Raw genomic sequence first — 24,596 nt, forward strand, 5'->3', positions numbered from 1 at the left:
AAAGGGGGGAGAACCAGATATTAGTTTTATCTTTTACAAGGAGCCGTCTCTGACGTTTTAATCTCTAAAACCTCCCTTATGGGGAGGTTTGGAGGGGCTAATTCGCTACACTCGTCAAACAGCAAATCCTGTTTAACGCTACGTTACGCTGAATTTCTTTACGCTCACCAGCTGAGGCGGAAAGATTAGCTACGACTATGAAGTAGATTAGCAACCCCAAATCAACATGATTTAATAGATTTTGATGCGGTTACCTTGATATAAGATTTGAGGCAGATATAATCTCAAATTATATTTGTATTTTTGTAGAAAATTAGGAATATGAGCGTTGTAGAAAAAATAAAAAGTGCCAAGTCGACGGCTTTTTCATTCGAGTTGCTTCCCCCCCTGAAAGGTAATGGCATCGAAACTGTATATAAAACTATTGATACTCTTCGCGAGTTTGACCCGAAATATATAAACATTACCACCCATCGCAGCGAGGTTGTTTTCAAAGAAATGCCGAATGGCTTGTTCGAGAGGGTTGCTGAGCGTCATCGTCCGGGTACGGTGGCGGTAGCTGCCGCTATCCAGAATAAGTATCAGATTCCTGTAGTTCCCCATATTATTTGCAGCGGTTTCACAAAAGATGAAACGGAATATGCATTGATTGATTTGCAGTTTTTAGGAATTACAGATTTATTACTGTTGCGCGGTGATAAGGCTAAACACGAGAAACAGTTTATCCCTACCGGACATTGTCAGGCTACTGAATTGCAGGGGCAGGTAAATAATTTCAACGAAGGATTGTTTCTGGACGGAACTAAAATGAAAGCATTAATTCAGCCTTTTTCGTATGGTATGGCTTGCTATCCTGAGAAGCACGACGAGGCTCCTAACTTGGATTCGGATTTGCGTTATGCAAAACAAAAGGTCGATAATGGAGCTGAATATCTGGTTACGCAGATGTTTTTTGATAATGAAAAATATTACCGGTTTGTGGATAAGTGCCGCTCTATTGGTATTTCGGTGCCAATCATTCCGGGTATAAAGCCTGTTACCCTAATGAATCAGCTTACTGTGCTGCCAAAGATATTTCACACAGACATACCGGAGGCTTTTGCTGCGGAAATGCGCAAGTGTAAAACCGATGCCGATGCAGTGGAGGTAGGTGTAGAGTGGGCTATACAGCAGGCCAAAGATTTGATAGCGCATAATGTGCCAAGTATCCACTTTTACAGCATGATGGCTACGCAGAGTGTAAAGAGGGTAGCTCAGGCTGTTTTTTGATTAAATTTCAGTAATTTAAACTTTTTATATCGAATTTGTTTTTATTGTTTTCTTATTTTTGCATAAGAGGTGTTGGTTCAAAAAAAAACTGTTTTTTTTTGGAACTTTCAGGTAAAGATAAATTAATTTGAACGAAATTGTTTCTGTTCTTTGCTTTATATGCAAATACAGTATTCAATGTTATAAAAATTTGTATGAGTCTCCTTCTTTTTTTATTCGCTATAATTTTTCTGCTTATTCTGTCTTTCCTACTCGTTGTTTTTAGAGGGATGGGATTGTTGTTCCGGTCGCGTAATTCTAATCGGACAGGAAGAAGTGACGGTAATCAAAAAAGTTCGCGTACTTCTTTTTTTCGTAAGGAGAAGCCCAATAAGGTTTTTTCCGAAAATGAGGGTGAGTACGTTGAGTTTGAAGAGGTTGACGATACGAAATGAGTATGCTTTTAAATCATTTGCTTGCTCGTTGAGTAGTTTCCTGAAATAAACAAGGTAAGTATGGGTATAGTTATTCGCCAAAGCCTGAAAGGTACAATCGTTACATACATTGGGGCTTTCATTGGTTTTATTACCACCATGTTTTTGGTTACAGAGTATCTGGAGCCGGAAGATATTGGCTTGACGAAAGTTATACTGGAAGTTGGCTTGTTGTTTGCCGCTTTTGCCCAGTTGGGCACTACCTCATCTGCATTGCGCTTTTTCCCTTATTTTGAAGACAAGGAGAAAAATCATAATGGTTTTTTCTTTTACTTGGTTCTGATTCCTTTAATCGGGTGTTTGATTGTGATTCCTGTTTACCTGCTTCTTAAAGAGCCGGTTAACTTGTTTTTTGAGAAAAACTCATCGTTATTCCTTTCCTATTATTATTGGGTTATTCCCCTTATTGTATTTTTAGTTTTTTGGTCGGTATTCGAGGCTTATGCCACCTTAAACATGCGTATAGCAGTGCCTAAATTCGTACGCGAAGTGGGGGTAAGGCTTATGCTCGTTGTGGTTTATCTGCTTTACGGATTTCATATAATCAGTAGGGATGGTTTCGTTGGGGGGTATATAGCAGTGTATGCCGTAGCTATGCTGGCAGTGCTTTTTTATGTCTCGCGCATTGCGCCTGTTTCATTGAAGCATGATTATTCTTATGTAAGTAAACCTCTGAAGAAAGATTTTTCGAAATATACCCTGTTTTTACTAACTTCGGCTTTAGGAGGTAGTATTTTGGGTAAGCTCGATATATTTATGGTCAGTTCGCAGATGGGGCTTGATTATACAGGTATTTATACTATTGCATTTTATATGGCAACGGTTATTGATATTCCGTCGCGCTCTATTTCTGCTATTTGCATGCCTATTGCGGCGTCTGCTATGAAGAATGGCGATACCCGGGAAGCTAATCAACTGTATAAAAAAGTGTCGTTGCATCAACTAATGTCGGGAGGATTGATATTTACAATCATTTGGATTAATATAGACAGCATCTTTGCTATTATTCCCAATGGCAATACTTATGTTTTGGGTAAATGGGTTGTGTTCTTTATCGGGCTGTCGAAACTATTGGAGATGGGACTCGGCTTTGGTGGCACATTAATCAAATTTTCCAAGTATTATTATTGGAGTTTGTTTTTTGTTTTTATTGTTACAGGCTTGGGTGTTTTGACCAATTACTTGCTTATCCCCGTACTGGGCGTTACTGGTGCTTCTATTGCTACTTTGATTTCTTCTATCATTTCATTAAGTTTTCAGCAATGGATTGTATTTCGGAAAATAAAGGGGAATCCATTTTCTATCGGTATTCTGAAACTATTTGGAGTTATAGTAGCATTATTTGTGATTAATTATTTCCTACCACAAGTTAGCAATGTTATCATAGATATTATATACCGTACAGCGTTGGTAGGCATTGTAGCCTTAGTGCTTGTTTATCTTCTTAAAATATCTACGGATTTGAACGGGATAATCGACGGGCTTATTAAGCGAATAAGAAAACGCAGTTAGAGATTGTTCAAAACGATATTTTTTATTTGAAATTCCCCATTTGAAATATACCCTTGGTTTAATTCACATCGAAAAGTTCCGCCTATTATGTTTTTTGTTTTCCGGGTAAATTCTATTTCTCCTATTCTCTTTACTTTGTTTTCGGTGAGTTGTATTGACGAAACTGTATCAAATTTAATCCATATATCGGGAATCAGTTGGTCGTTTGATGAACTGAATATGTCGTAAACTATTCCAGCTTCCACATCTTTGTTAATTATGATTCCAAATGCTTGGTTTTGCATTTGGTTATATCCTGCGATTAAAAAATCTTCGGTTTGTGTTTTTTCAGAAAACCATACAGCATGTGTCGATGAGTTTGAAAAGTAATATATGCTATCATTATATTCAAATTTGATGTAGCTTTTTTCGTCGTAGTCAGTGGGGGGCTTCGTACATGAATAGAAAAGGACAATCATCAAAAAAGAATAAAAAAAGACATATTTCATAATCGGGTAATTTAGGTTTTTTAGTTAATTGTTATTGTTTTTTTACTTTGTCGATAATGATACTAATCTGGTTAATTTCGAGTTTTTTGAAATTATTATTCTTTAACTTGTAGTAAAATGTAGAGGTGGAGAATTCGCACTTTTGTGTGATTATACCTCTGAGAGAGTTTTTTTCGTTATCGCTAAGTGACTGGTAATACTCCTTAAAAGCTAAAATTTTATTATTTTCCGATTTCATCATTCTTAATTTAGAAATATATTTGTAAATTAGTACTACAAATATATTATAAATAATCTAAAATATAATATATAAAATAAAAATAGGATGATATATAGAACATTCTTAGAATGGATATAAATAATATAAAATATAATAAGCAGGTAGTCAGGAGATTGGTGATGGATTATCAATCGAAAAATAAAGGAGAAACTCAATTCACTATAGCAGAGCGGGTTGGTCTCTCAAAATCAGCTATGTTTTATAAAAATCCGACAGCAGAGTCGTTGGCAAAGATGGCTGATTTTTTCAAGGTAGATGTAAATTATTTTTTTGATATGCCTACTGTGTCTTTTAAGGAGCACGATTCAGAAAAACGAATTCTGAAAGAGCCTGTCCCTGAATATAAAAGTATTAAAACAAGCTCGGATGAGGGATTTTATAAGACACTTTACGAACAGCAGTTGGAAATTGCAAAATTGAAAGAAGAGTTAAATAAGGTATTGACAGAATTAAAAAAATGAGAATGAAATTTATAACTTCATTCTCATTTTTTTATGTGTATAATTTTTATGTTTAGCAGTCGCTCTGTCGTTTTATATTAGCCCCCAATGCATTTAGTCGTTCATCGATATTTTGATACCCTCTGTCAATCTGGTCGATATTGTGGATGGTGCTTGTACCCTCTGCCGACATTGCTGCAATTAATAATGCTATTCCGGCGCGTATATCGGGCGAGCTCATGGTTGCAGCCCGTAGTTTCAGGTTATTGCCCATGCCTATTACAGTAGCACGGTGGGGGTCGCAAAGAATGATTTTTGCCCCCATATCAATAAGTTTGTCAACAAAGAAAAGCCTGCTCTCAAACATTTTCTGATGAATAAGTACAGTTCCCTTAGCTTTTGCGGCAACTACCAGAAAAACGCTGAGCAAATCGGGAGTAAGTCCCGGCCAAGGGGCATCAGATATTGTCATTATAGACCCATCAATGAATGATTCTATTGAATAGCTTTCTTGCTCAGGTACAAAAATATCGTCGCCTTTTTGGGTAAGTTCTATTCCTAATCTGCGGAAACTGTCGGGGATGATTCCAAGCTCGTGGTAAGAAGTATTCTTTATTGTTATTTCGGAAGCAGTCATGGCAGCCATCCCTATGAAACTGCCTACTTCTATCATGTCCGGTAGTATCTTGTGTTGGCAACCCTGTAGCGTGCTGCGTCCTTCTATTGTAAGCAGATTGGAACCGATGCCGCTTATCTTTGCTCCCATGGCATTCAGCATATAACAAAGCTGTTGCACGTATGGCTCACACGCTGCGTTATAAATAATGGTTTTTCCTTCGGCCAGTACCGATGCCATGATGATGTTTGCCGTTCCTGTTACGGATGCTTCGTCCAGTAGCATATAGCATCCGGTTAGTTTTCCGGCTTTTATCTCGTAACGTTCGTTTTTAGCATCGTATGCGAAATTAGCACCCAGCTTTTGGATTCCGATGAAATGGGTATCGAGCCTGCGGCGTCCGATTTTGTCGCCTCCCGGTTTGGGTATGATAGCCTCACCAAAACGTGCAAGAAGCGGGCCTACCAACATTACCGAGCCTCTGAGCGAAGCACTTTTTTTGTAATAATCGGCTGTGCGGAAAAAATCAAGATTGATGTTGTCGGCTTTGAATGTATATGTGTTTTTGTCGTCGCACTGCACTTTGACGCCCATATCCCGTAGCAGACTTATCAGGTTATTTACATCCAGAATATCGGGTATGTTGCTTATAGTTACTTCTTCTGAGGTCAGAAGAGTTGCACAAATAACCTGCAATGCTTCGTTTTTTGCACCTTGCGGGGTTATCTCACCCGATAATTTACGTCCACCTTCGATAATGAATGATGCCATCCGGTTAGCTTTCTGTTTTTAATTGTTCGAAATCAATTATTTTTGTTTGTAACCTTTTTTGCTTGGTTCTTTCTTTGGTTTTTTACTGCTCAATACGTCTTTAGATTCCACCAGTTTAAGAAAATCTTCCGATATATTGATTCTCCCTTTTGAAAGTTCGTGCAGGTCGTCAAATATCTTTCGGTCGTCCACACCTTCTTTATTCCATGTTAAGAAGCACTTTTTCATTTGGTTGGCAATGAGGCGTATCAGCTCCGTTCTTTCTTCTCCGTCTTCATATTCGCCCACTTTTTCAATCATTTCTTCCAGTGTTCTTCCGTAGTGCATATAGCGGATACGCGAATTTTTGTATGGAATACCTTCCGGCTTTGTATGCAGGTTTTCGGGTTTCACTATCTCGTAAGGGTAGTCAATATCCAGTTTGAAATCGGACATAACGGCTACGTGGTCCCATAGCTTATGTTTGAAATCGTTGATGTCTCGCAGGTAAGGAAATAAATTCCCCATGATGTTAACAATAGTGTTGACACAGCGCGTACGCTCCTCGCGGTCTGCTATTGTAAGCGCATGGTCAATCATTTGTTGGATATTACGCCCATATTCAGGCATAACAAGTTTTTTATTTGTAGTATATTCCATAAAAGTCTGTATTTTTACACAAAGCACAGTGAAAGCCTGTTGATAAATTTGCTTAAACTATACCAAGCCATATCCTATGTTATGCAAAGATAAGCTATTTTTTTTAATTTATGATGGGGGATTGAAGTATCGGTAGTTTTCTTATTTGATGTGTAATTTCGGGTTTTTCGTTAAATATTTGTGCTAAAAAATCAAAGCATTTACATTTGTATCCACATTCTTCAGATAAAAAAGAAGAGTGAAAAATGAAAAATGAATCTTTCTCAGCAAATAACACCTCAAGAAAATGTCTTTGTAAACGTTAAAATGTTTGCGGTTATTTCTATTTTGTTAGAGAGAGAGAGAGAGAGAGAGAGAGAGAGAGAGAGAGACTAAGCCATTTACAATTTGNCGTAATTGGGTATTACTTCTTACCATTCCTTTTTTCCATTTTATTCCCTTATTTTTCCTTTGCGTATTTATATCCCACTATAGGGCGAAAGATTTTTCGCCCCTACCGTTGTTTGTTTTTCCTTGTTTTCTGTATAATGAATGTTGGTTGTGTGTTTCACAGAGCCACACAGAGTCGTTCGCGGAGTTTTACAGAGTGTTATTTGCCTCTGTGCGAAGCTCCGTGTTTTTCTTTGTGTGGCTTTGTGGGATATCATTCCGTATAGCGGCTTCAAGTCCGCTTTACGGATATGGATAAAGTAGCGTACCTACGGCACGCTTTTAACGTGGGAATCCATATTATTACCAAACTTTAATCTCTATGGGATTTTGGAATATAAATAAAAAAATGTAGGGGCGAAAAATCTTTCGCCCGAATAGAAAATAGAAAGAAATAATAATTAATCACTAATCATTAATAATTAAGTAATCATGAACAGAAAACAGATTTTAAAGATTTTCGTAATCTTATTTGCAATGATATTCGTTGCATTTGGTAGTACCGAAGCACAAGTAACAATTGGTTCGGAAGTAGCACCAGGTACAGGTGCATTACTCGATTTAAAAATGGGGGCTGACGGGAAATCAACAAAAGGTCTTGGCTTGCCAAAAGTGGCATTGGTGAGTTTGACTTCGCTACAACCATGCCTGACGGCTGAAGAGGAGGCTGTAGCGGGTGCTAAAGCTGCCCACGAGGGTTTGCAGGTGTATAATACAACAGAAACGGGTGAACTGAAGCGAGGAGTGTATGTGTGGTATGGATCGGTTTGGCGACGGGCTAGTCAATACTTTAATGCTGCTACTAGCACTCGATTGAGAGATGACGAAGTTAAAATAGAAAATGTTCCTGTTGATGTTACATTTGCTCGTCTTAATATTGCGTATGCCGGTACTTATATGCTCGTTTTCAAGGGTATTGCAGGTTGGTTAGGTACAGGTGGTCGCCAAATCTTAGTACAGTTGCTAAAAGATGACGCAGTATTTTATGCAACTACTGTTACTCCTTCCGCCAATTCGATTGGAGATTTTTTTACTCTTGTAAATTTTAAGTACATGGATGCCGGCATTTACGATGTGAGATTCTTTAGTGTAAATCCAGTTAATATTATGTTGCGCCTTAACTGGGGGAGTGTAGATGCCGTGCGGATGGCTGAGTAGGGTAGTCCTTTTGTTATAGTATTCAACCAAAAAGAAAAGACCGAAGTCTTCTCTTTTTGGTTGTATATATAATGATGTACGAGTTTTTTATTTTACCTCTTTCGTAAGGTAAATAAGGGTGGGGTAGTGGTCGCTATAACCATTGAGCCATGTGCCTTGCGAGTGTGTGCGGATGGGAGTACCAATGTTTTCTCCCTCCTGATGTGTAAGAAATGGAGCATTGAATACTTCTGCTTTCCAAAACTTTAAACCGGTGCGTGGTGTGTGTAGCAAATCGTACGAAACAATAATCTGGTCGAACAAGTTCCATTGCCCTTTGTAAACAGACGACCCCTTTCCTTTGTCTTGAAGTGCCCACATGGGGTTGTATAATGCTCCTTTTTTTACATGTCGGGGATTCTTTTTTGCACCCAGAAAGACTGCGGTACTTTCGTCGGAAGGGTCGTCGTTCATATCGCCCATAATTATGATATTGGCATGTGACTCTATCTTACATATGGAGTCGACAATGGATTTGGTTACGCCGGCAGCAGCAATTCGTTTGGCACGCGACGCCAGCTCATTACCGTAACGTGCAGGCCAATGATTTACAATTATATGTGTTTTTTCGTGCAGTAGATAGCCACTTACCAACAGTTGGTCGCGGGTGCGAAAATCGGGTTCGTCCTTAATGTATAATGGATAAGTAACACTATTAGATACTGTAAAAAGGTCAGGGTTGTACAACAATGCTACATCTATTCCACGTGGGTCGGAGCTGTCGTAGTGAACTATTTCGTATGGGCGACTGGCAATATCGGGCTGACTTGTCAGGTCTTCGAGCACTTTACGGTTTTCTACTTCGGCAACACCTAATATGGCTACCCCAAGCGGAGAGTGTTCTAACCCTATCCGGGAAATAGCATACGATATTTGTTCCAGTTTAGAGTTGTATTTGTATGTGTTCCATTTGTTCAGCCCATTCGGAGTATATTCTATGTCATTCACTCCGGGGCTGTCAATGGTGTCAAACAAATTCTCTAAATTATAGAAGCCTATAGCCACACACTCGGTAGTTGCTTTTGTGCCGGACGATAAGCAGGACGCAAATAAAAATGAAACGAGAAATCCTGATAAGGCAATCTTCAATTTGCTTCTTAGAATTTCCAGCCCAGTCCCCATTCTATAAATTCCGCTTTTTGCAAATGTGTTTTCAGTCCTACGGAAACAAACAGATGATCGGTTATAGCATAGCGGGCAACGGCACGTGTGTAAAGCCATCCATCTTCTTTGTCGATGTTGTACTTATATATCAGCGATTTGTTTAATGGAGCGCCGTTTTCTTTTACCTTGGCATAAGGTTCCAAGTTTTTTATCGGGTCGTACAGATATAGCCCAAAATGGAATCCGGCTGTTAAACGCCCAATCATAAATTCGTGTTGCCATGAGATACCCGCGCGCATTTTATTTTTGAACTCATCCGATTTTATGTAAGTGCGTTTATAGCTAGTGTCGATTTCCCGTCCTTCACCTGCTACGTTTACTGCACCATACACCCCGTCGTAAAAAACATCGGCTCCCAGCCCCATACGGTACCAATTGGATAAGGTGCGGTATGCGCCAAATGATAAAGAAGCAATCCCGTAATTTTCCCCATCTTGATAATACAATTGGCGTATGCCGCCCGCAGCAGTCAATTCGAACGACCAAAGGTCAGGTACGTTATTTATGGTCTTTTTTACAGGTTTTTGATAATTTTTGTGGTTCGGGAAGTATTTTAACCCTACATAAGCATTCATCATATTAATGCCGGAGTTGGGTTGTACGATACTGCCATTTGATACGTGGTTCCACGCATAGTCGGCAGTTATGCTCAACCCTGCTGCGATAGGTATTTCGAGGTTTCCACCTAAAGTTAAGAACACATTCATTACAGAACCTATGGCGGCATTTGCCTGATTCGGTTCACCGTTAGGGCCACTTAGTGTACCTTCTTGATGTGGAGTATTGCTGTATCTTTTGTTTAAAAAACTAAGTCCTGCTCCCGGTTTTAAGTTGAGGATAAAATAGTTGGTTCTGATAAGGGGGATATTCATATATGGATAAAGCCCCAGTCCTTGTCCCAGCATCTCGGAGTTGCTGAAATCCATAAAAACAGCACCAACTCCTACCACGGGAAAATTCAGGTACTGGTGCCAGTCCTTTTCTCCCATAGTTTGAAATTCCACTGCTATTTCGCCACCCATCGAAGGGCCTGTTACAAGGTTTTCCAAGTGCTTATTGTGCTTCAGAATTGTACCATACATGTACTCGGCTTTAATCTTGTAGTTTTTCGAAGTTTGTGCCGATATGCTGTCGAAAACAGCAAAACATATAATAGATAATAACAATGCTTTTTTCATATCAATATTTAATTTTGAATATCCGATTGAATATTTTTGGCTACCTTTGACTCCACAAAAGTATATATTTTCCGCAGATATTTACAAGGATTAATATATTTACCTGTTTGGTTTTTAATAGGAAAAGGCAATAGATGTTTTCAATTTTTAAAAAAGAGCTACATGCGTTTTTCAGCAATGCTACCGGTTATATAGTTATCGGTATTTTTCTTTTGCTTACGGGGCTGTTCCTATGGGTAATTCCCGGCGAATACAATATTCTTGACGCGGGATATGCCAATGTGGATGGTTTGTTTTATTTAGCCCCTTGGTTGTTTTTATTCCTTTGTCCGGCTATTACCATGCGGTTGTTTGCCGAAGAAAAACAAACCGGAACGTGGGAACTGCTTATAACAAAGCCTATAAGCAGGCTACAATTGGTTTTGGGAAAGTATCTGGCTGGTTGGGTGTTGGTCTGCATGGCTTTGATACCTACTATCCTTTATTACCTGTCTGTCTGGTATTTGGCCGAGCCTATCGGCAATGTTGATGCCGGCGGGTTTTGGGGAGCTTTCATCGGGTTGATTTTTTTGGCTGCGGTATATGTGGCGATAGGAACTTTTGCTTCCTCGTTGTCGAAAAATCAGATAGTGTCTTTTATAGTTGCGTTGGTGCTGTGCTTCTTTTTTTATTATGGTTTCGAGCTGCTTGGTAGCTTTTTCAGTTCGGGTAAAACCATTTATTTTTTAGAGGGTCTGGGCATACATGCACATTACAAGTCGATGAGCCGTGGTGTGATAGATTCGCGCGACATTGTATATTTTGTAGTGCTAATAGTATTGTTTATTACGGCTACTACATGGAGAATCAAAAAGTAGAAAATAATTTAAACGATAATATGAATAAACCATTGATATTAGTTACAAATGATGATGGGGTCGATTCCAAAGGTATTAAGGTACTTTCGGAGTTGATGGCCGAGTTAGGCGATGTTGTAGTATTAGGGCCGGCTTTCCCTCATTCGGGACAATCTAATGCGCTGACAGTAACAGCTCCTATCCGTTTTAAAAAAGTGGATGAAACCGGTAATATAACACGCTATTCGTGTACCGGTACTCCTACCGACTGTGTGAAACTGGCATTGAATGAACTCTTGTGCGGCAGAAAGCCCGATTTGCTTGTGTCGGGTATAAATCACGGCTCTAATGCGGCAATCAATGTGATTTATTCGGGAACTATGGGAGCGGCTTTCGAAGGTTGCGAAAATGGTATCCCATCCATTGGCTTCTCTATCACCGACCATTCGATGAATGCTGATTTTAATTATTTCAGACCGTATGTTTTAAACATTGCCCGTCAGGTTTTGGAACAAGGGTTTCCATCGCGTGTGTGTTTAAATGTAAATGCCCCTATGGGAGAAATAAAAGGTGTAAAACTATCGCGCCAGTGCGACGGATATTGGACTGAGGAATTTGATAAGCGTAACGACCCAAGGGGTAACGGTAATTATTATTGGCTGACGGGTTATTTTAAAAACGCGGAACCGGATGCACAAGATACGGATGAATGGGCGTTGGCAAATGGCTATATATCTGTAGTGCCTACACGAATTGATATGACCGATTACACTTTTATGGAAGAACTGAAAAAGTGGAATTTTGATATAGAATAAGGTAAAGGGTGGCTTGTTAAGTATAAGATGAAGCGTTTCAACCATATTATAACAGGGATTTTGTGCGGACTGCTATTGCCGCTTACGTTTTTATGGTTGTACCTGAATAATTTTTATCCGGGAGATGCTTCTTTCTTCGATTCTTTGAGGCAGTTGTGGGGACATGTGTTGTTTGGAAAGTTGTTGTTGCTGTCTATCATGCCCGATTTGGTGCTGACTTTTATTTTTTACAAGATGGATTGGTTTAAGGCAGGGGCAGGGGTAATAGCTGGTATGATGCCGTATCTGATTATAAGTATTTTTATGTTTACCTGAAAAAAATATGAAATCCTTTTTTTTCTGGTTTTCCTTGCTGTTGCTTGGTAAGCGAAGTATTATGTGACAAAAGGTCTACATATTTATGTGAGAACTAACAGAACCTATGTGGCATAAGGTAGTACTTATCAATAGTTTATCGAACTTCTTATATTGCTGATAATCAGGCGATTGCAAAAGTGTAGTGTGACTTATAAATGTATGATTAAGAGTACGTTACAAAAATAAAAAACTTTGAATTTTAAAAGTTTAACGAATCGTTGACTTATATGAAATACTTTATTATAGCAGGCGAGGCCTCAGGCGATTTACATGCGTCGAATCTGATGCGCGAGCTTAAGCGTAAGGACAAGAATGCTGATTTTTGCTTTTTGGGAGGCGACCTGATGGCTGCCCAAGGGGGTGAGATGGTGAAGCATTACCGCGATATGGCTTATATGGGCTTCATCGCAGTGATAAAAAATGCTTCGAAAATAAAAGATAACATGGAAGCATGCCACCGGGCTATATTGGATTTTCGGCCCGATGTGGTGATTCTTATCGATTATCCCAGTTTTAATCTGCGGATTGCCCGTTTTGTAAAAGAGAATCTTGATATCCCTGTTTACTACTATATATCCCCTAAAGTATGGGCATGGAAAAAATTCCGTGTACGTTCGATCAAGCGTTATATCGACAGGATGTTTACTATCCTACCGTTCGAAACCGAGTTTTATGCAAAACGGCATTATACGGTAGAATATGTGGGCAACCCGTCGGTCGATTCTGTTAGTAAGCGTCCTAATCAGGAGCAGACAGAGGAGGAATTTTGGCGGCTGAATAATTTGGCTTATAAACCTATAATCGCTCTACTTCCGGGTAGCCGCAAGCAGGAAATCGAGTCTTGTTTGCCTGCTATGCTTAAGTCGGCCGAACATTTTACCGATTATCAGGTTGTGGTTTCGGGTGCTCCGGGTATCGAGCCCGAATTTTATTCTTCCGTTTTGGGTGGAAAGGCTGTAAATATAGTATTTGGCCAAACTTACGAACTGCTGCAACAGGCTTCTGCGGCTGTGGTTAACTCTGGCACAGCTACGCTTGAGACTGCACTTATTGGTACGCCTCAGGTGGTTGTTTATCATGTTGCTTTTGGGCGGTTGGCTTCGTTCCTCAAAAAAATAGTCATTCGCGTTAAGTACATCTCGCTTGTAAACCTGATAGCTCGGAAAGAAGTAGTAAAAGAGCTTGTAGCACACCAGTTTACAGCGGCTAATGTGACATTTGAATTGGAGCTTATTCTCAGAAATGAGAATTACCGGCAAACCATGCTGAATAATTATTCGCAAATACGAAAGACGCTGGGTAAGCCGGGTGCTGCCGAAAATGCTGCTAAATTAATTGTAAAGTATTTGAGGGTGGATAAGAGAGAAGGGGTGAAAAAGAAAACCGGAAAGAAATAATATAGTAATATAGATATGTAAAATCATTCGGGGCTTCTATATACTTAGAAGCCCCGAATGATTTTATACTGCTACTATACCTTTGATGTGTGGATGAGGGTCGTAATCTATAAGTTCAAAATCGGAATAATCGAATGAGAAAATATCTTTTACTTCCGGATTAATTTTCATGGTAGGCAATGGGCGTGGCTCGCGGCTTAGTTGCAATTTCACTTGTTCCAAGTGGTTGGTGTAAATATGTGCATCGCCAAAGGTATGGACAAAATCGCCTGCTTTCAGCCCTGTTACCTGTGCCATCATCTGTAGTAATAAAGCATACGAAGCTATATTGAATGGTACTCCCAGAAAAATATCTGCACTACGTTGATACAGTTGTAAACTGAGTTTGCCGTTAGCTACGTAAAATTGAAAAAAAGCATGACAGGGTGGTAGCTTCATGTTTGGAATATCCGCCACATTCCATGCACTAACCATAATCCGGCGCGAATCAGGGTTATTCTTTATCGTGTTTACCACTTCGGTTATCTGGTCGATATGTCCGCCGTTGTAATCGGGCCACGAGCGCCATTGTGCTCCATACACAGGGCCTAAGTTGCCGTTTTCGTCAGCCCACTCGTTCCAAATACGCACTCCGTTGTCTTGCAGATATTTTACATTGGTATCACCTTTAAGAAACCAAAGCAACTCATATATGATTGATTTTAAATGAAGTTTTTTTGTTGTCAGGCACGGAAATCCTTCTTCCATATCGAAGCGCATCTGATGTCCGAACACGCTAATTGTTCCGGTTCCGGTTCGGTCTTCTTTCTGGATTCCTTCATCCAGTACACGTTGTAATAAATCTAAATATTGTTTCATGCTTTTTTTATAACCATTCAAAGACGGTTGTATTGTTTATGGTAAATTTAAACAGTTTCTAATATAAATTGTAATTTGTTTTCAGTACCTTAAACTCTGTACGCCTGTTTATTTGGTTGGCAATTTCCTGTTGTGCAGGGGTCAATTTTAAAATAAATTCTTCGGTCAGTTCATTGTTTTCCTTTAAAAACGGAAACTTCTTAGCCGTGAAAGCATCTACCACAAAAGGTTTTTCTTCTCCATATCCAGCCGAGCTTAAGCGGTCTTTGGCAATGCCATGCGTTATAAGGTATTTCACAACCGACTCGGCACGCTTTTCTGATAATGTTTTATTATTTGCATCGTTTCCTATGTAGTCGGTGTGCGCGCTAAGTTCAATAGTGATGTTAGGGTTATCGTTCAGTAATTTTAAAAGCACTTGCAAACCGGCTTCGGAGTTCGGAGTTAAATCCCACTTGCCAAATTCGTAAAATATATTCTCGATTTGAACAGGCTTGAATATCGGCGGAAGGTGGAAATCAGATTGAAAAGATTTACTGTCGGCCAATTCTTGAGTGGAGAATTTATAGTTCTGGTTCAGATATCCTCTTGCCGAAGCCATCATCACATAATCTACATTCTTGTTGAGTTTAATGCGGTACGAACCGTCTTTCCGGGTTTGGATGCGTGTGTTTGTTCCGTCGTTGCCTACCAGCCGTACTGTGGCGTCGGGTACAATTCCGTCTTTATCGTCCATAACTTTTCCCTCTATCACGTAAGCAAGCTCAGGTAGTTCAAAATTCCAAATCATATCATATCCCTGACGCTCGTTTCGGTTGGACGAAAAGAACCCGCTTTCGCTTTTTCCGGCAAAAGTAATTCCAAAATCGTCGAACTGCGAATTGATGGGTACTCCCATGTTTTCCACAACCCAATGTGTTTTATTGCTGCTGTCATCTTGTGCTAAAGGAGTGGCTCTGAAAATATCCAATCCCCCCATGCCCGGATGTCCATCCGATGCAAAATATAATGTGCCATCGTGGCGCATCATGGGGAACATTTCATCTCCCGGAGTATTGATGTCGGCTCCCATGTTTTCAATGTACTTACATTCGCCATTTTCCAGTTTGCACCGCCATATATCTTTTCCTCCGAAACCATCGGGAGCGTCTGATACAAAATAGAGTGTTCCTCCATCAGAAGAAATAGTAGGATGCGCTACTAAAATAGTACTGTCCTGAAATACCTTGAGTGGTTTAGGCTCGCTCCATGCACCTCCTGCACGGTTTGATACCATGATTTCCGTCCCTGCATCAGCTGCTGCCTTACGTGCGCGGGTAAAGTACATGGTTTTGCCATCGGCAGTAAACGCACTAACTCCATTTTCCGCGTTTGGCGTGTTTATTTCTGCTTCTAAAATTTCAGGTGCTTCCCATTTTCCGGTGGCATTTTTCCGTACCGAATACATATTGTTGTTCGGCATACCGGTAATAGCATTATTTTTTGTTTTCTTTTTTTTGTCGGCAGAGCGTGCCGAAGTGAAAATTAAAACATCTGTTGATTGACCTACATAAGCGGGAGAAAACGTGGAGTAGCGGCGAACATTGAACTCCTTCGATTTGCTTACTTTATATCGTGTAGGATTGCTTCTCCATTCAGCAGCCATTTGAGATGCATATAAACCGTTTTTAGCAGCTACATTAGTCGAGTCGTGTTCAAGATATATCTCATAGTTTTTTGCAGCGTCGGTGTATTTTCCTTCTTTCTGTAAGGCTTGCGCATAATGGAAAAAAACAATGCTGTCAGGATAGTTATTTCTTATAGCATTCAGATAAGCGTATGATGTTCTGTTATGGTTTATCATACGGTACGCTTCTCCCTGCCTGAAGGCTACATAAGCACGCAGAGGTTTATCTTTTGACGATACCTTGCCATACGAGCTTTTATACAAATCTCCCGCAGTATAATATTCTCCTATTTCGAAACGTTTGTCCGCTTTGCTTATCCGTCTTTTTACTCCACAGCCGGAAAAGATTAGTACACAAAGCAATAATAAAGCCCCTCCAAACCTCCCCCAAGGGAAGGCTTTTAAGATAGTTTTGTATGTTGAGGTCTTCTTGTCAATATAGTTTTTTATTTTTATCATATCAAATTCGTACTATATGGTATTGCTTTGCAACCCCCAGCCCCTCTTTCGGAGGGGTTGGGGGGAGGCTTTTAAATCAGTTCGTGAATAACAATTCCCGAACGTAATTTGGGTTCGAACCACGTTGTTTTTGGCGGCATGATGTTGCCTGTATCTGCGATGTCGATAAGTTGTTTCATCGACACAGGATACAAAGCTATTGCAGCTTGCATTTCACCATTGTCAACACGGCGTTTAAGCTCTTCCAACCCACGGATACCTCCTACAAAATCTACGCGTTTGTCGCTTCGTAAGTCTTTTATTCCCAGTAATTCATCCAGTATCAGGTTAGATGAAATGGTAACATCCAGCACTCCGATGGGGTCGTTGTCATCATACATTCCGGGTTTTGCAGTAAGCGAGTACCATTCGCCCGATAGATACAACGAAAAATTATGTAATTTATTGGGTTTGTATGTATCTTTTCCTTTGGGTTCTACATCAAAATTTTTCGACAGCCTTTCAAGAAACTCCCCGTCGGTCATCCCGTTCAGGTCTTTTACTACGCGGTTGTAATCAATGATGCTCAGTTGGTTGTCGGGGAAGCAAACAGCCATGAAATAGTTGTATTCTTCGTCGCCTGTGTGGCTTGTATTCTGACGGTGTTTCTCGTCGCCTACCAATGCTGCTGCTGCACTCCGGTGGTGTCCGTCGGCAATATACAACGCCGGAATTTGTGCGAAGATTTCCGTAATGCGGTCAATTGTTTTCTTATCGTCTATTACCCAGAAGTGGTGACCTACGCCATCAGTAGCTGTGAAATCGTATTCGGGAGCGCTTTTTACAACTTCTGTTACTATTGCGTCTATTTCGTCCTGATGAGGATAAGCAAAAAACACGGGTTCGATGTTAGCATTGTTTACACGAACGTGTTTCATGCGGTCTTCTTCTTTATCACGGCGTGTAAGCTCGTGTTTTTTTATCTTGCCTGTCATGTAGTCTTCTACCGACGCGCAAAGCACCAGCCCGTATTGTGTGCGTCCGTTCATTGTTTGCGCATATACATAGTACTGCTCTTGCTCGTCTTGTACCAGCCACCCTTTTTGCTTGAAGTTTGTGAAGTTTTCCAGTGCTTTTTCGTACACTTCGGGCAGATGCTCGTCAGTACCGGGAGCAAAGTCTATTTCGGGTTTAATGATATGATATAGAGAATATGGGTTGCCTTCGGCTTCGGCACGTGCTTCCTCTGAGTTTAACACATCGTAAGGACGTGATGCTACTTTTTCAACTAAGTTTTTTGGAGGGCGTATTCCCCTGAACGGTTTGATGACAGCCATAGTAATTGATGATTTTATAGTTTGAAATTTTGTAAAGTACAAAAATACATAAAGTTACTGTTATGGAGCAAAAGTATCTTCTTTTACAGTTAATGATTTGATATATAGGAGTTCTTTAATTGCTTTTCCGCTATGGAATGATATCTGGTTAAAAACCTCGTTTATACGAAGTTGTGCTATTGTTGCTTCGGCGGTTAAAACACCCGATTCGAAGAGAGTGATTGTTGCGTATATTCTGTCGTCGGCAACCGGACCGAAAACAATATCGTATTCGTGGGTAATACCTTTTCTACAGTTGATTACAAATGTAAGCCAATCTTCGTCGGGGGCATTGAAAAGCCGGATGTTGTAATTTTTGTTTGTCAATAAAGTGTCTGGCATGTCATAAACCGAAACAACAGCCGAACTCGTTTTACCTGCAGTTTTTTCTTTATTCAGCGCCCAACGCTTAGCTTGTTCAAAGTTCAGAGTAGTGTAAAATCCTTTCCCGAAATCAACACTATCACGACCTTTTCTAATATCGGGTGTTTTGATATGATAAACCGAACCGTGGTATAGTTTCATTATTCCTCTTCTTTTTTTCGTTTTATGTACTTGTCGATTTCGGCTATGATATAATATTCACTCTGTGTATGCAGGGTTTGGTAAACGGATTCGATGTATTTAAAAACATCATAACTCAGAAAGATATATAAGCTATCGGTTGCACTTATATTATGTTGCTTTTTGTATTGTTCCAAACAAAACGCTTGGAATAGTGTGATTTTTGAATTATGCTCTTGTGTTTTGTTAGCAGATAACTTTTCCTTTTTCAATGATTCGTACAAACTGAGGGTACTTTGTTGCCACAGAGAAGAATCTTTTTCGGTTAAATTCCGGTACAAATCGCTGGTATATAAATAATAAAAAGCACTTTCTACATCAAGATGTTTTTTTTCAACAATCATATCTATTAATTGTTGAATTTTGAAAGGGATTATGCTACTATTTATATTCTCTTTTGTCATTACCGGCTAAAAAACTATACAAAAGTAAGAAAAAAGCTTAACTAAAACAAAAGCGCTATCCGTATATGTATTTGGAGTAGCGCTTTTGTTTTACACGTTTTTCAGAAGATGTTTTTATTCATACTCCTGCCAGCTTTTGATTGCAATGTCGCTTTCTTTCATGGTGCAGAATGCTTCGATAAATGCACTTGCAAGACGCGCGTTTGTAATCAGAGGGATATTATGGTCGATAGCTCCCCGGCGTATTTTGTAGCCGTTGGTGAGTTCGCGGCGTGTATGATTTTTAGGGATATTTACCACCAAGTCGAACTTGTGATTATTCATCATATCCAGTATGTTGTTGTCCTTGTTTTCATCAGGCCAGCTTACCATGTGCGCTTTCACTCCGTTCGATTCCAAGAAATCTTTTGTACCTCCGGTAGCATATATCTCGTAGTTGTGCTCCTGAAGCATTTTGCAAGCTTCGAGCATATCTACTTTCGATTTACTGTCGCCCGACGATACCATCACTGTTTTCTTAGGAATAGTATAACCTACCGAAATCATTGAAGTGAGAAGCGCCTCGCTGAAATCGTCTCCCAAGCAACCTACTTCGCCTGTCGACGACATGTCTACGCTGAGTACAGGGTCGGCATTATGTAAACGCGAGAATGAGAATTGTGATGCTTTTACTCCAATCCAGTCGATATCGAAGGCCGAAGTATCCGGTTTTTCATACGGAGCATCGAGCATGATTTTGGTTGCAGTTTCAATAAAATTCCTTTTCAGTACTTTAGATACGAAAGGGAAACTACGTGAAGCACGCAGGTTACATTCGATTACTTTAACCTCGTTGTTTTTTGCAAGGTATTGGATGTTGAACGGCCCGCTGATATTCAGCTCTTTGGCAATCTTGCGGCTTATGCGTTTGATGCGTCGTGCAGTTTCAAAATATATTTTCTGAGCAGGGAAAACAAGGGTTGCATCACCGGAGTGAACTCCGGCAAATTCAACGTGCTCGGAAATTGCGTATTCAATCACTTCACCATTGTGTGCTACAGCATCAAACTCAATTTCCTTTGCGTTTTGCAGGAATTGGGAAACTACTACCGGAAATTCTTTCGATACGTTCTTTGCAAGTTTCAGGAATGTTTCCAGTTCTTCGGCATTGTAGCAAACATTCATTGCAGCTCCCGAAAGTACATATGAAGGACGCACCAGTACAGGATACCCCACCTTGTCTACAAAACTGTAAATTTCGGTCATGCTGGTAAGCTCTTGCCAAGCGGGTTGGTCTATGTCGAGCTGGTCGAGCATGCTTGAGAATTTGTGACGGTTTTCGGCGCGGTCTATCGATAGCGGCGAAGTGCCAAGTATTGGAATGTCTTGACGGTGGAGGCGTATTGCAAGGTTGTTAGGAATTTGCCCTCCCATCGAAACGATTACTCCTTTTGGCATTTCCAAGTCGAGTACGTCCAGTACACGCTCGAACGATAATTCGTCGAAATACAGGCGGTCGCACATATCATAGTCTGTCGAAACTGTTTCAGGGTTATAGTTTATCATGATAGACTTGTAGCCTAATTTACGCGCGGTTTGTACAGCGTTTACCGAACACCAGTCGAACTCCACCGAGCTACCAATCCGGTAAGCTCCCGAGCCTAATACAACTACCGATTTGTCGTTTTTGAAATAAGGAACTTCGTTTTCCGACCCATCGTATGTTATATACAAGTAGTTTGTCAGGTCGGGATTTTCCGAGGCAATGGTGTTGATGCGTTTTACTGATGGTAATATATTGTTCTTTTTCCGCAAAGCACGTACACGAAGCGAATCTTTTTCAAGGTTGCCCTCTGCATTTTCGGCAAAGCGTGCTATCTGGAAGTCGGAGAATCCAAGGCGTTTTGCTTCTTTCAATACATCGGCAGGGATATTTTCGATATTGCCATAAGTTTTTAGCTTGTTCGAAAAATCAACGATGTTTTTCAACCCGTTGAGGAACCAGTGGTCTATTTTTGTTAATTCATAGATACGCTCTACTGTATAACCTTGTTCCAATGCTTTTGCGATGGCGAAGATGCGTAGGTCTGTAGGGTTTGCCAGTTCATCGTCCAGATTTTCAAATTCCAGATTGTTGTTCCCTACAAATCCGTGCATCCCTTGTCCAATCATCCGAAGCCCTTTTTGTATAATTTCTTCGAATGATTTACCTACCGACATGATTTCGCCTACCGATTTCATGCTTGAACCGATTTGGCGCGAAACACCGGCAAATTTTGTTAAGTCCCATCGTGGTATCTTCACAATCATATAATCGACCGAAGGAGCTACGTAGGCAGAGTTAGGCGTTCCCATTTCGCCAATTTGGTCGAGCGAGTACCCTAATGCCAGTTTTGCTGCGACAAATGCCAACGGGTAGCCGCTTGCTTTGGATGCTAAGGCTGACGAGCGGCTGAGACGCGCGTTGATTTCGATTACACGGTAGTCGTTGGTTTCGGCATTGAAAGCGTATTGTATGTTACACTCGCCTACGATACCGATGTGGCGCACGGTTTTTTTAGCAATATCTTCGAGTAGGTCTATCTGGTCTTTTCTCAGCGAGCAGATAGGAGCTACTACGATACTTTCGCCGGTATGCACACCAAGCGGGTCAACATTCTCCATTGGCACTACGGTGAAGCAATGGTCGTTTTTGTCGCGGATAACTTCAAATTCTATTTCTTTCCAGCCTTTAAGCGATTCTTCAACAAGAATTTGCGTTGAGTAGGCAAAAGAGCTTTCGCACAGGGTTTTAAATTCTTCCAGATTATTACAGATGCCGCTTCCTAAACCTCCGAGTGCGTAGGCCGAACGCACCATTACTGGGAATCCTAAGCGGTTTGCTGCTGCAATGGCATCTTCCATGCTTTCAACTGCTTGGCTGGCCGGAGTTTTCACCTCTATCTCATCCAGTTTTTTAACAAATAAATCACGGTCTTCGGTAGCCATTATGGCTTCGACTGAAGTACCAAGCACTTCTACACCATGTTTTTTCAGCGTGCCGTTCAGATACATTTCTGTACCGCAGTTAAGTGCTGTCTGACCGCCGAAAGCTAAGAGGATTCCGTCAGGCTTTTCTTTTTTGATAATTTCCTCTACAAAATAAGGTGTTACAGGTAAGAAATAAACCTTGTCTGCAACTCCTTCGGATGTTTGGATGGTTGCGATATTAGGATTGATTAGTACGGTTGATATTCCTTCTTCGCGCATTGCTTTTAATGCTTGCGAGCCTGAATAATCAAATTCTCCTGCCTGACCGATTTTTAAAGCACCCGACCCGAGTACAATTACTTTTTTGATTCTTTCGTTGATTGACATTTGTTTGTATGTGTTATTTGTTATTGTTTACGTTTCTGTATGATACAAAAAATGCGTTAGAAAAAACTAACGCATTTGTAAATTATAAAAATGAAAATAAGGTTTAATGTCGTGTAAACATGAGACCATATTTTGCTTATTCTTCGGGTACATTTTTATGTATGTTCAAAATTAGTGCAAAGTAAATATTTTTTTTTTGAATAGAAAAATATTATGATATAGTTTTTTGAATTTTTATTTTCGACTATTAGATATTATATTCAATAAAAAGCTACAGCTTTAATTATCAGTATTTTATATTGATTGATGTGTTGAAGTTCAAATATATGCACTCCGTTAGGAGTGGAAGTTTGGTAAAATACGATCTTTAGATATAGCGGGCGTGCCGTTAGGTACGCAACTTCCTCACTAATTGTCGCGTACTTACGGCACGCCGGATAATTGAGTAATTTGTACATTACCAAACTTTGTTCCCTACGGGAGCTTTTAATACTATAATGATTTATAAATAAGCTTTATAATAGATTATTGAATATAAACTCTATTTAACTTCAATTTTTTTTCTTCGTTATATTTTTATTAATTACCTTTGCAGCGTAAAAGATGTGGAAAGATTTGGACTGCTTGCAACCACAGAAAAAAATGCTAAAATTATAATATGCTTTTCTGCCTTTGTTTATAGTCCTCCAAAAACTTTCCTGTATAATTCAAGTATAACTTTTTTAAATTTTGGAATTATTATGGGATATTTATTTTCATCCGAATCGGTATCGGAAGGTCATCCTGACAAAGTAGCCGACCAGATTTCAGACGCTGTTCTGGATAATTTTCTGGCGCTCGACCGCAACTCAAAAGTAGCCTGCGAGACGCTGGTGACAACCGGACAGGTAGTGCTGGCCGGCGAAGTAAAATCGAATGCTTATGTAGATGTGCAATCTGTTGCACGTCGTGTTATCAATCGTATCGGTTATACCAAAAGCGATTATATGTTTGACGGCAATGCGTGTGGTATTTTCTCGGCTATACACGAGCAGTCGGCCGATATTAATCGTGGAGTGGAACGCGAAGATCCTATGAATCAGGGTGCTGGCGACCAAGGTATGATGTTTGGATATGCTACCAGCGAATCGCAAACACTGTTACCTATTGCGTTGGACTTGTCGCACGCGTTGGTAAAAGAGTTGGCTGTTATCCGCCGCGAAGGGAAAGAAATGACTTACTTGCGCCCCGATTCAAAATCGCAGGTAACTATTGAGTATGATGATAACAACCGTCCGGTAAAAGTGCATACTATTGTGGTTTCGACCCAGCATGATGAGTTTGTACAGCCAACCGAGGGAAAAACGCAAGAGGAGGCTGATAAGGAAATGCTGGCTAAGATAAAGGAAGATGTGCAAAATATCCTGATTCCCCGTGTGAAAGCACAAGCCCCTCAGTTTGTCGATTTATTCAAAGGCGAATATACTTTGCATGTAAACCCTACGGGCAAATTTGTTATTGGTGGCCCGCACGGTGATACAGGCCTGACAGGTAGAAAAATTATAGTAGATACCTACGGAGGTAAAGGCGCGCATGGTGGTGGTGCTTTTTCGGGAAAAGACCCATCGAAGGTTGACCGTTCGGCAGCTTATGCAGCCCGCCATATTGCAAAAAATATGGTAGCGGCAGGTTTGGCCGATGAGGTGCTGGTGCAAGTGGCTTATGCCATTGGGGTGGCAAAACCTATGAATATATACATTAATACATATGGTACGGCTAAAGTAAATATGCCTGATAGTGAAATAGCTGAAAAAATTAGCGATATTTTCGATATGCGTCCGAAAGCTATTGAGGAACGCCTGAAACTCCGCAATCCTATTTATGAAGAAACAGCCTCTTATGGTCACGTGGGGCGTACGCCACGGGAGGTAACCAAAACTTTCAGAGATGGTAATGGGAACGAGTTTACTGAAAAAGTAGAGCTGTTTACTTGGGAAAAAACAGATATGGTTGAACCAATCAAAAAGAAGTTTTCATTGTAGCCTTTTTTTAAAAAACTATAGAATAAAGAAGCCTGATTTACGAATCAGGCTTCTCTGTTTTTGTTGTATTTT

At 40.2% G+C, this 24,596-nt stretch carries 22 protein-coding genes; 10 read left to right on the plus strand and 12 right to left on the minus strand.

Translation table 11 applies throughout. The annotated features are described in order from the left end of the window. The first annotated feature begins 321 nt into the window (after nucleotides 1-321). The 3 genes from metF (at nucleotide 322) to D0T49_RS07970 (ending at nucleotide 3,254) form a co-directional block, all read left to right on the plus strand. The gene (gene metF, locus D0T49_RS07965; protein ID WP_163630143.1) at nucleotides 322-1,269 is read left to right on the plus strand and encodes a methylenetetrahydrofolate reductase [NAD(P)H]; all 948 of its coding nucleotides are present in this window, start codon (nucleotides 322-324) and stop codon (nucleotides 1,267-1,269) included. A gap of 269 nt (nucleotides 1,270-1,538) precedes the next feature. Next, nucleotides 1,539-1,703 (plus strand): DUF4834 family protein, encoded by a 165-nt coding sequence (locus tag D0T49_RS13215; protein ID WP_370519639.1) that lies wholly within the window; start codon nucleotides 1,539-1,541, stop codon nucleotides 1,701-1,703. Nucleotides 1,704-1,763: 60 nt separating this feature from the next. Beyond that, nucleotides 1,764-3,254 carry an oligosaccharide flippase family protein gene (locus D0T49_RS07970; RefSeq protein ID WP_163630146.1) on the plus strand — a complete coding sequence of 497 codons (1,491 nt, stop codon included), beginning with the start codon at nucleotides 1,764-1,766 and terminating at the stop codon, nucleotides 3,252-3,254. Here the strand turns inward: D0T49_RS07970 and D0T49_RS07975 are convergent. Then, complete coding sequence (locus D0T49_RS07975) at nucleotides 3,251-3,742, minus strand: hypothetical protein (protein ID WP_163630147.1); 492 nt, start codon at nucleotides 3,740-3,742, stop codon at nucleotides 3,251-3,253. The genes D0T49_RS07970 and D0T49_RS07975 overlap by 4 nt on opposite strands. Nucleotides 3,743-3,773: 31 nt before the next feature. Beyond that, nucleotides 3,774-3,983, minus strand: coding sequence for a hypothetical protein (locus D0T49_RS07980; RefSeq protein ID WP_163630150.1), 210 nt, complete (start codon nucleotides 3,981-3,983; stop codon nucleotides 3,774-3,776). A gap of 107 nt (nucleotides 3,984-4,090) precedes the next feature. Between D0T49_RS07980 and D0T49_RS07985 the strand changes: the two genes are divergently transcribed. Further along, the gene (locus D0T49_RS07985; protein WP_163630152.1) at nucleotides 4,091-4,483 is read left to right on the plus strand and encodes a helix-turn-helix domain-containing protein; all 393 of its coding nucleotides are present in this window, start codon (nucleotides 4,091-4,093) and stop codon (nucleotides 4,481-4,483) included. Between the two features lie 52 nt (nucleotides 4,484-4,535). Here the strand turns inward: D0T49_RS07985 and murA are convergent, their stop codons facing one another. Both murA and D0T49_RS07995 read right to left on the minus strand, forming a co-directional pair. After that, nucleotides 4,536-5,849 (minus strand): UDP-N-acetylglucosamine 1-carboxyvinyltransferase, encoded by a 1,314-nt coding sequence (gene murA, locus D0T49_RS07990; protein ID WP_163630154.1) that lies wholly within the window; start codon nucleotides 5,847-5,849, stop codon nucleotides 4,536-4,538. A 36-nt stretch (nucleotides 5,850-5,885) separates the two neighbouring features. Next, on the minus strand, nucleotides 5,886-6,488 hold the full coding sequence (locus D0T49_RS07995; RefSeq protein ID WP_163630156.1) for a DUF4290 domain-containing protein: 603 nt from the start codon (nucleotides 6,486-6,488) through the stop codon (nucleotides 5,886-5,888). Nucleotides 6,489-7,349: 861 nt separating this feature from the next. Here D0T49_RS07995 and D0T49_RS08000 point away from each other — a divergent pair. Further along, the gene (locus D0T49_RS08000; protein ID WP_163630158.1) at nucleotides 7,350-8,075 is read left to right on the plus strand and encodes a hypothetical protein; all 726 of its coding nucleotides are present in this window, start codon (nucleotides 7,350-7,352) and stop codon (nucleotides 8,073-8,075) included. 87 nt (nucleotides 8,076-8,162) lie between these two features. Here D0T49_RS08000 and D0T49_RS08005 read toward each other — a convergent pair whose 3' ends face one another. Together D0T49_RS08005 and D0T49_RS08010 are read right to left on the minus strand one after the other, a co-directional pair. Beyond that, the gene (locus D0T49_RS08005) at nucleotides 8,163-9,236 is read right to left on the minus strand and encodes an endonuclease/exonuclease/phosphatase family protein (RefSeq protein ID WP_239057042.1); all 1,074 of its coding nucleotides are present in this window, start codon (nucleotides 9,234-9,236) and stop codon (nucleotides 8,163-8,165) included. After that, the gene (locus tag D0T49_RS08010; protein ID WP_163630160.1) at nucleotides 9,212-10,456 is read right to left on the minus strand and encodes an acyloxyacyl hydrolase; all 1,245 of its coding nucleotides are present in this window, start codon (nucleotides 10,454-10,456) and stop codon (nucleotides 9,212-9,214) included. The genes D0T49_RS08005 and D0T49_RS08010 overlap by 25 nt, the downstream gene beginning before the upstream one ends. A 134-nt stretch (nucleotides 10,457-10,590) precedes the next feature. Between D0T49_RS08010 and gldF the strand changes: the two genes are divergently transcribed. The 4 genes from gldF to lpxB all read left to right on the plus strand — a co-directional run bounded on the left by gldF (nucleotide 10,591) and on the right by lpxB (nucleotide 13,861). After that, on the plus strand, nucleotides 10,591-11,313 hold the full coding sequence (gene gldF, locus D0T49_RS08015) for a gliding motility-associated ABC transporter permease subunit GldF (RefSeq protein WP_163630162.1): 723 nt from the start codon (nucleotides 10,591-10,593) through the stop codon (nucleotides 11,311-11,313). Then, entirely contained in the window at nucleotides 11,295-12,107 is an 813-nt protein-coding gene (surE, locus tag D0T49_RS08020; protein WP_239057043.1) for a 5'/3'-nucleotidase SurE, read from the plus strand. The genes gldF and surE overlap by 19 nt, the downstream gene beginning before the upstream one ends. Nucleotides 12,108-12,134: 27 nt before the next feature. Beyond that, nucleotides 12,135-12,422 (plus strand): hypothetical protein, encoded by a 288-nt coding sequence (locus D0T49_RS08025; protein ID WP_163630164.1) that lies wholly within the window; start codon nucleotides 12,135-12,137, stop codon nucleotides 12,420-12,422. 269 nt (nucleotides 12,423-12,691) lie between these two features. After that, the gene (gene lpxB, locus D0T49_RS08030) at nucleotides 12,692-13,861 is read left to right on the plus strand and encodes a lipid-A-disaccharide synthase (protein WP_163630167.1); all 1,170 of its coding nucleotides are present in this window, start codon (nucleotides 12,692-12,694) and stop codon (nucleotides 13,859-13,861) included. Between the two features lie 63 nt (nucleotides 13,862-13,924). Here lpxB and D0T49_RS08035 read toward each other — a convergent pair whose 3' ends face one another. From D0T49_RS08035 to carB, 6 genes are all read right to left on the minus strand, one after another. After that, a complete protein-coding gene (locus D0T49_RS08035; protein ID WP_163630169.1) occupies nucleotides 13,925-14,719 on the minus strand; it encodes a thymidylate synthase in 795 nt (264 codons plus the stop codon). A 58-nt stretch (nucleotides 14,720-14,777) separates the two neighbouring features. Further along, nucleotides 14,778-16,844: an OmpA family protein gene (locus D0T49_RS13155; protein ID WP_163630171.1), complete on the minus strand. Its 2,067-nt coding sequence runs from the start codon at nucleotides 16,842-16,844 to the stop codon at nucleotides 14,778-14,780. Between the two features lie 71 nt (nucleotides 16,845-16,915). Continuing rightward, complete coding sequence (locus D0T49_RS08045) at nucleotides 16,916-18,160, minus strand: DUF1015 domain-containing protein (RefSeq protein WP_163630173.1); 1,245 nt, start codon at nucleotides 18,158-18,160, stop codon at nucleotides 16,916-16,918. A gap of 60 nt (nucleotides 18,161-18,220) precedes the next feature. Next, a complete protein-coding gene (locus D0T49_RS08050; RefSeq protein ID WP_163630174.1) occupies nucleotides 18,221-18,724 on the minus strand; it encodes a DUF3990 domain-containing protein in 504 nt (167 codons plus the stop codon). Then, nucleotides 18,724-19,107, minus strand: coding sequence for a DUF3791 domain-containing protein (locus D0T49_RS08055; RefSeq protein WP_163630176.1), 384 nt, complete (start codon nucleotides 19,105-19,107; stop codon nucleotides 18,724-18,726). Before D0T49_RS08055 ends, D0T49_RS08050 begins: the two co-directional genes overlap by 1 nt. A gap of 174 nt (nucleotides 19,108-19,281) precedes the next feature. Beyond that, on the minus strand, nucleotides 19,282-22,503 hold the full coding sequence (carB, locus tag D0T49_RS08060; RefSeq protein WP_203583449.1) for a carbamoyl-phosphate synthase (glutamine-hydrolyzing) large subunit: 3,222 nt from the start codon (nucleotides 22,501-22,503) through the stop codon (nucleotides 19,282-19,284). A gap of 740 nt (nucleotides 22,504-23,243) precedes the next feature. Between carB and metK the strand changes: the two genes are divergently transcribed. Continuing rightward, the gene (gene metK / locus D0T49_RS08065; protein WP_163630178.1) at nucleotides 23,244-24,524 is read left to right on the plus strand and encodes a methionine adenosyltransferase; all 1,281 of its coding nucleotides are present in this window, start codon (nucleotides 23,244-23,246) and stop codon (nucleotides 24,522-24,524) included. The last annotated feature ends 72 nt before the right edge of the window (nucleotides 24,525-24,596 follow it).

Source organism: Paludibacter sp. 221 (assembly GCF_010501035.1).
Lineage (GTDB): Bacteria > Bacteroidota > Bacteroidia > Bacteroidales > Paludibacteraceae > QVMH01.

Bases quoted from the DNA above. Each gene is read 5' to 3' on its own strand.
- metF (WP_163630143.1), top strand. From the start codon at position 322: ATGAGCGTTGTAGAAAAAATAAAAAGTGCCAAGTCGACGGCTTTTTCA.
- D0T49_RS13215 (WP_370519639.1), top strand. From the start codon at position 1,539: ATGGGATTGTTGTTCCGGTCGCGTAATTCTAATCGGACAGGAAGAAGT.
- D0T49_RS07970 (WP_163630146.1), top strand. From the start codon at position 1,764: ATGGGTATAGTTATTCGCCAAAGCCTGAAAGGTACAATCGTTACATAC.
- D0T49_RS07975 (WP_163630147.1), bottom strand. From the start codon at position 3,742: ATGAAATATGTCTTTTTTTATTCTTTTTTGATGATTGTCCTTTTCTAT.
- D0T49_RS07980 (WP_163630150.1), bottom strand. From the start codon at position 3,983: ATGATGAAATCGGAAAATAATAAAATTTTAGCTTTTAAGGAGTATTAC.
- D0T49_RS07985 (WP_163630152.1), top strand. From the start codon at position 4,091: ATGGATATAAATAATATAAAATATAATAAGCAGGTAGTCAGGAGATTG.
- murA (WP_163630154.1), bottom strand. From the start codon at position 5,849: ATGGCATCATTCATTATCGAAGGTGGACGTAAATTATCGGGTGAGATA.
- D0T49_RS07995 (WP_163630156.1), bottom strand. From the start codon at position 6,488: ATGGAATATACTACAAATAAAAAACTTGTTATGCCTGAATATGGGCGT.
- D0T49_RS08000 (WP_163630158.1), top strand. From the start codon at position 7,350: ATGAACAGAAAACAGATTTTAAAGATTTTCGTAATCTTATTTGCAATG.
- D0T49_RS08005 (WP_239057042.1), bottom strand. From the start codon at position 9,236: ATGGGGACTGGGCTGGAAATTCTAAGAAGCAAATTGAAGATTGCCTTA.
- D0T49_RS08010 (WP_163630160.1), bottom strand. From the start codon at position 10,456: ATGAAAAAAGCATTGTTATTATCTATTATATGTTTTGCTGTTTTCGAC.
- gldF (WP_163630162.1), top strand. From the start codon at position 10,591: ATGTTTTCAATTTTTAAAAAAGAGCTACATGCGTTTTTCAGCAATGCT.
- surE (WP_239057043.1), top strand. From the start codon at position 11,295: ATGGAGAATCAAAAAGTAGAAAATAATTTAAACGATAATATGAATAAA.
- D0T49_RS08025 (WP_163630164.1), top strand. From the start codon at position 12,135: ATGAAGCGTTTCAACCATATTATAACAGGGATTTTGTGCGGACTGCTA.
- lpxB (WP_163630167.1), top strand. From the start codon at position 12,692: ATGAAATACTTTATTATAGCAGGCGAGGCCTCAGGCGATTTACATGCG.
- D0T49_RS08035 (WP_163630169.1), bottom strand. From the start codon at position 14,719: ATGAAACAATATTTAGATTTATTACAACGTGTACTGGATGAAGGAATC.
- D0T49_RS13155 (WP_163630171.1), bottom strand. From the start codon at position 16,844: ATGATAAAAATAAAAAACTATATTGACAAGAAGACCTCAACATACAAA.
- D0T49_RS08045 (WP_163630173.1), bottom strand. From the start codon at position 18,160: ATGGCTGTCATCAAACCGTTCAGGGGAATACGCCCTCCAAAAAACTTA.
- D0T49_RS08050 (WP_163630174.1), bottom strand. From the start codon at position 18,724: ATGAAACTATACCACGGTTCGGTTTATCATATCAAAACACCCGATATT.
- D0T49_RS08055 (WP_163630176.1), bottom strand. From the start codon at position 19,107: ATGATTGTTGAAAAAAAACATCTTGATGTAGAAAGTGCTTTTTATTAT.
- carB (WP_203583449.1), bottom strand. From the start codon at position 22,503: ATGTCAATCAACGAAAGAATCAAAAAAGTAATTGTACTCGGGTCGGGT.
- metK (WP_163630178.1), top strand. From the start codon at position 23,244: ATGGGATATTTATTTTCATCCGAATCGGTATCGGAAGGTCATCCTGAC.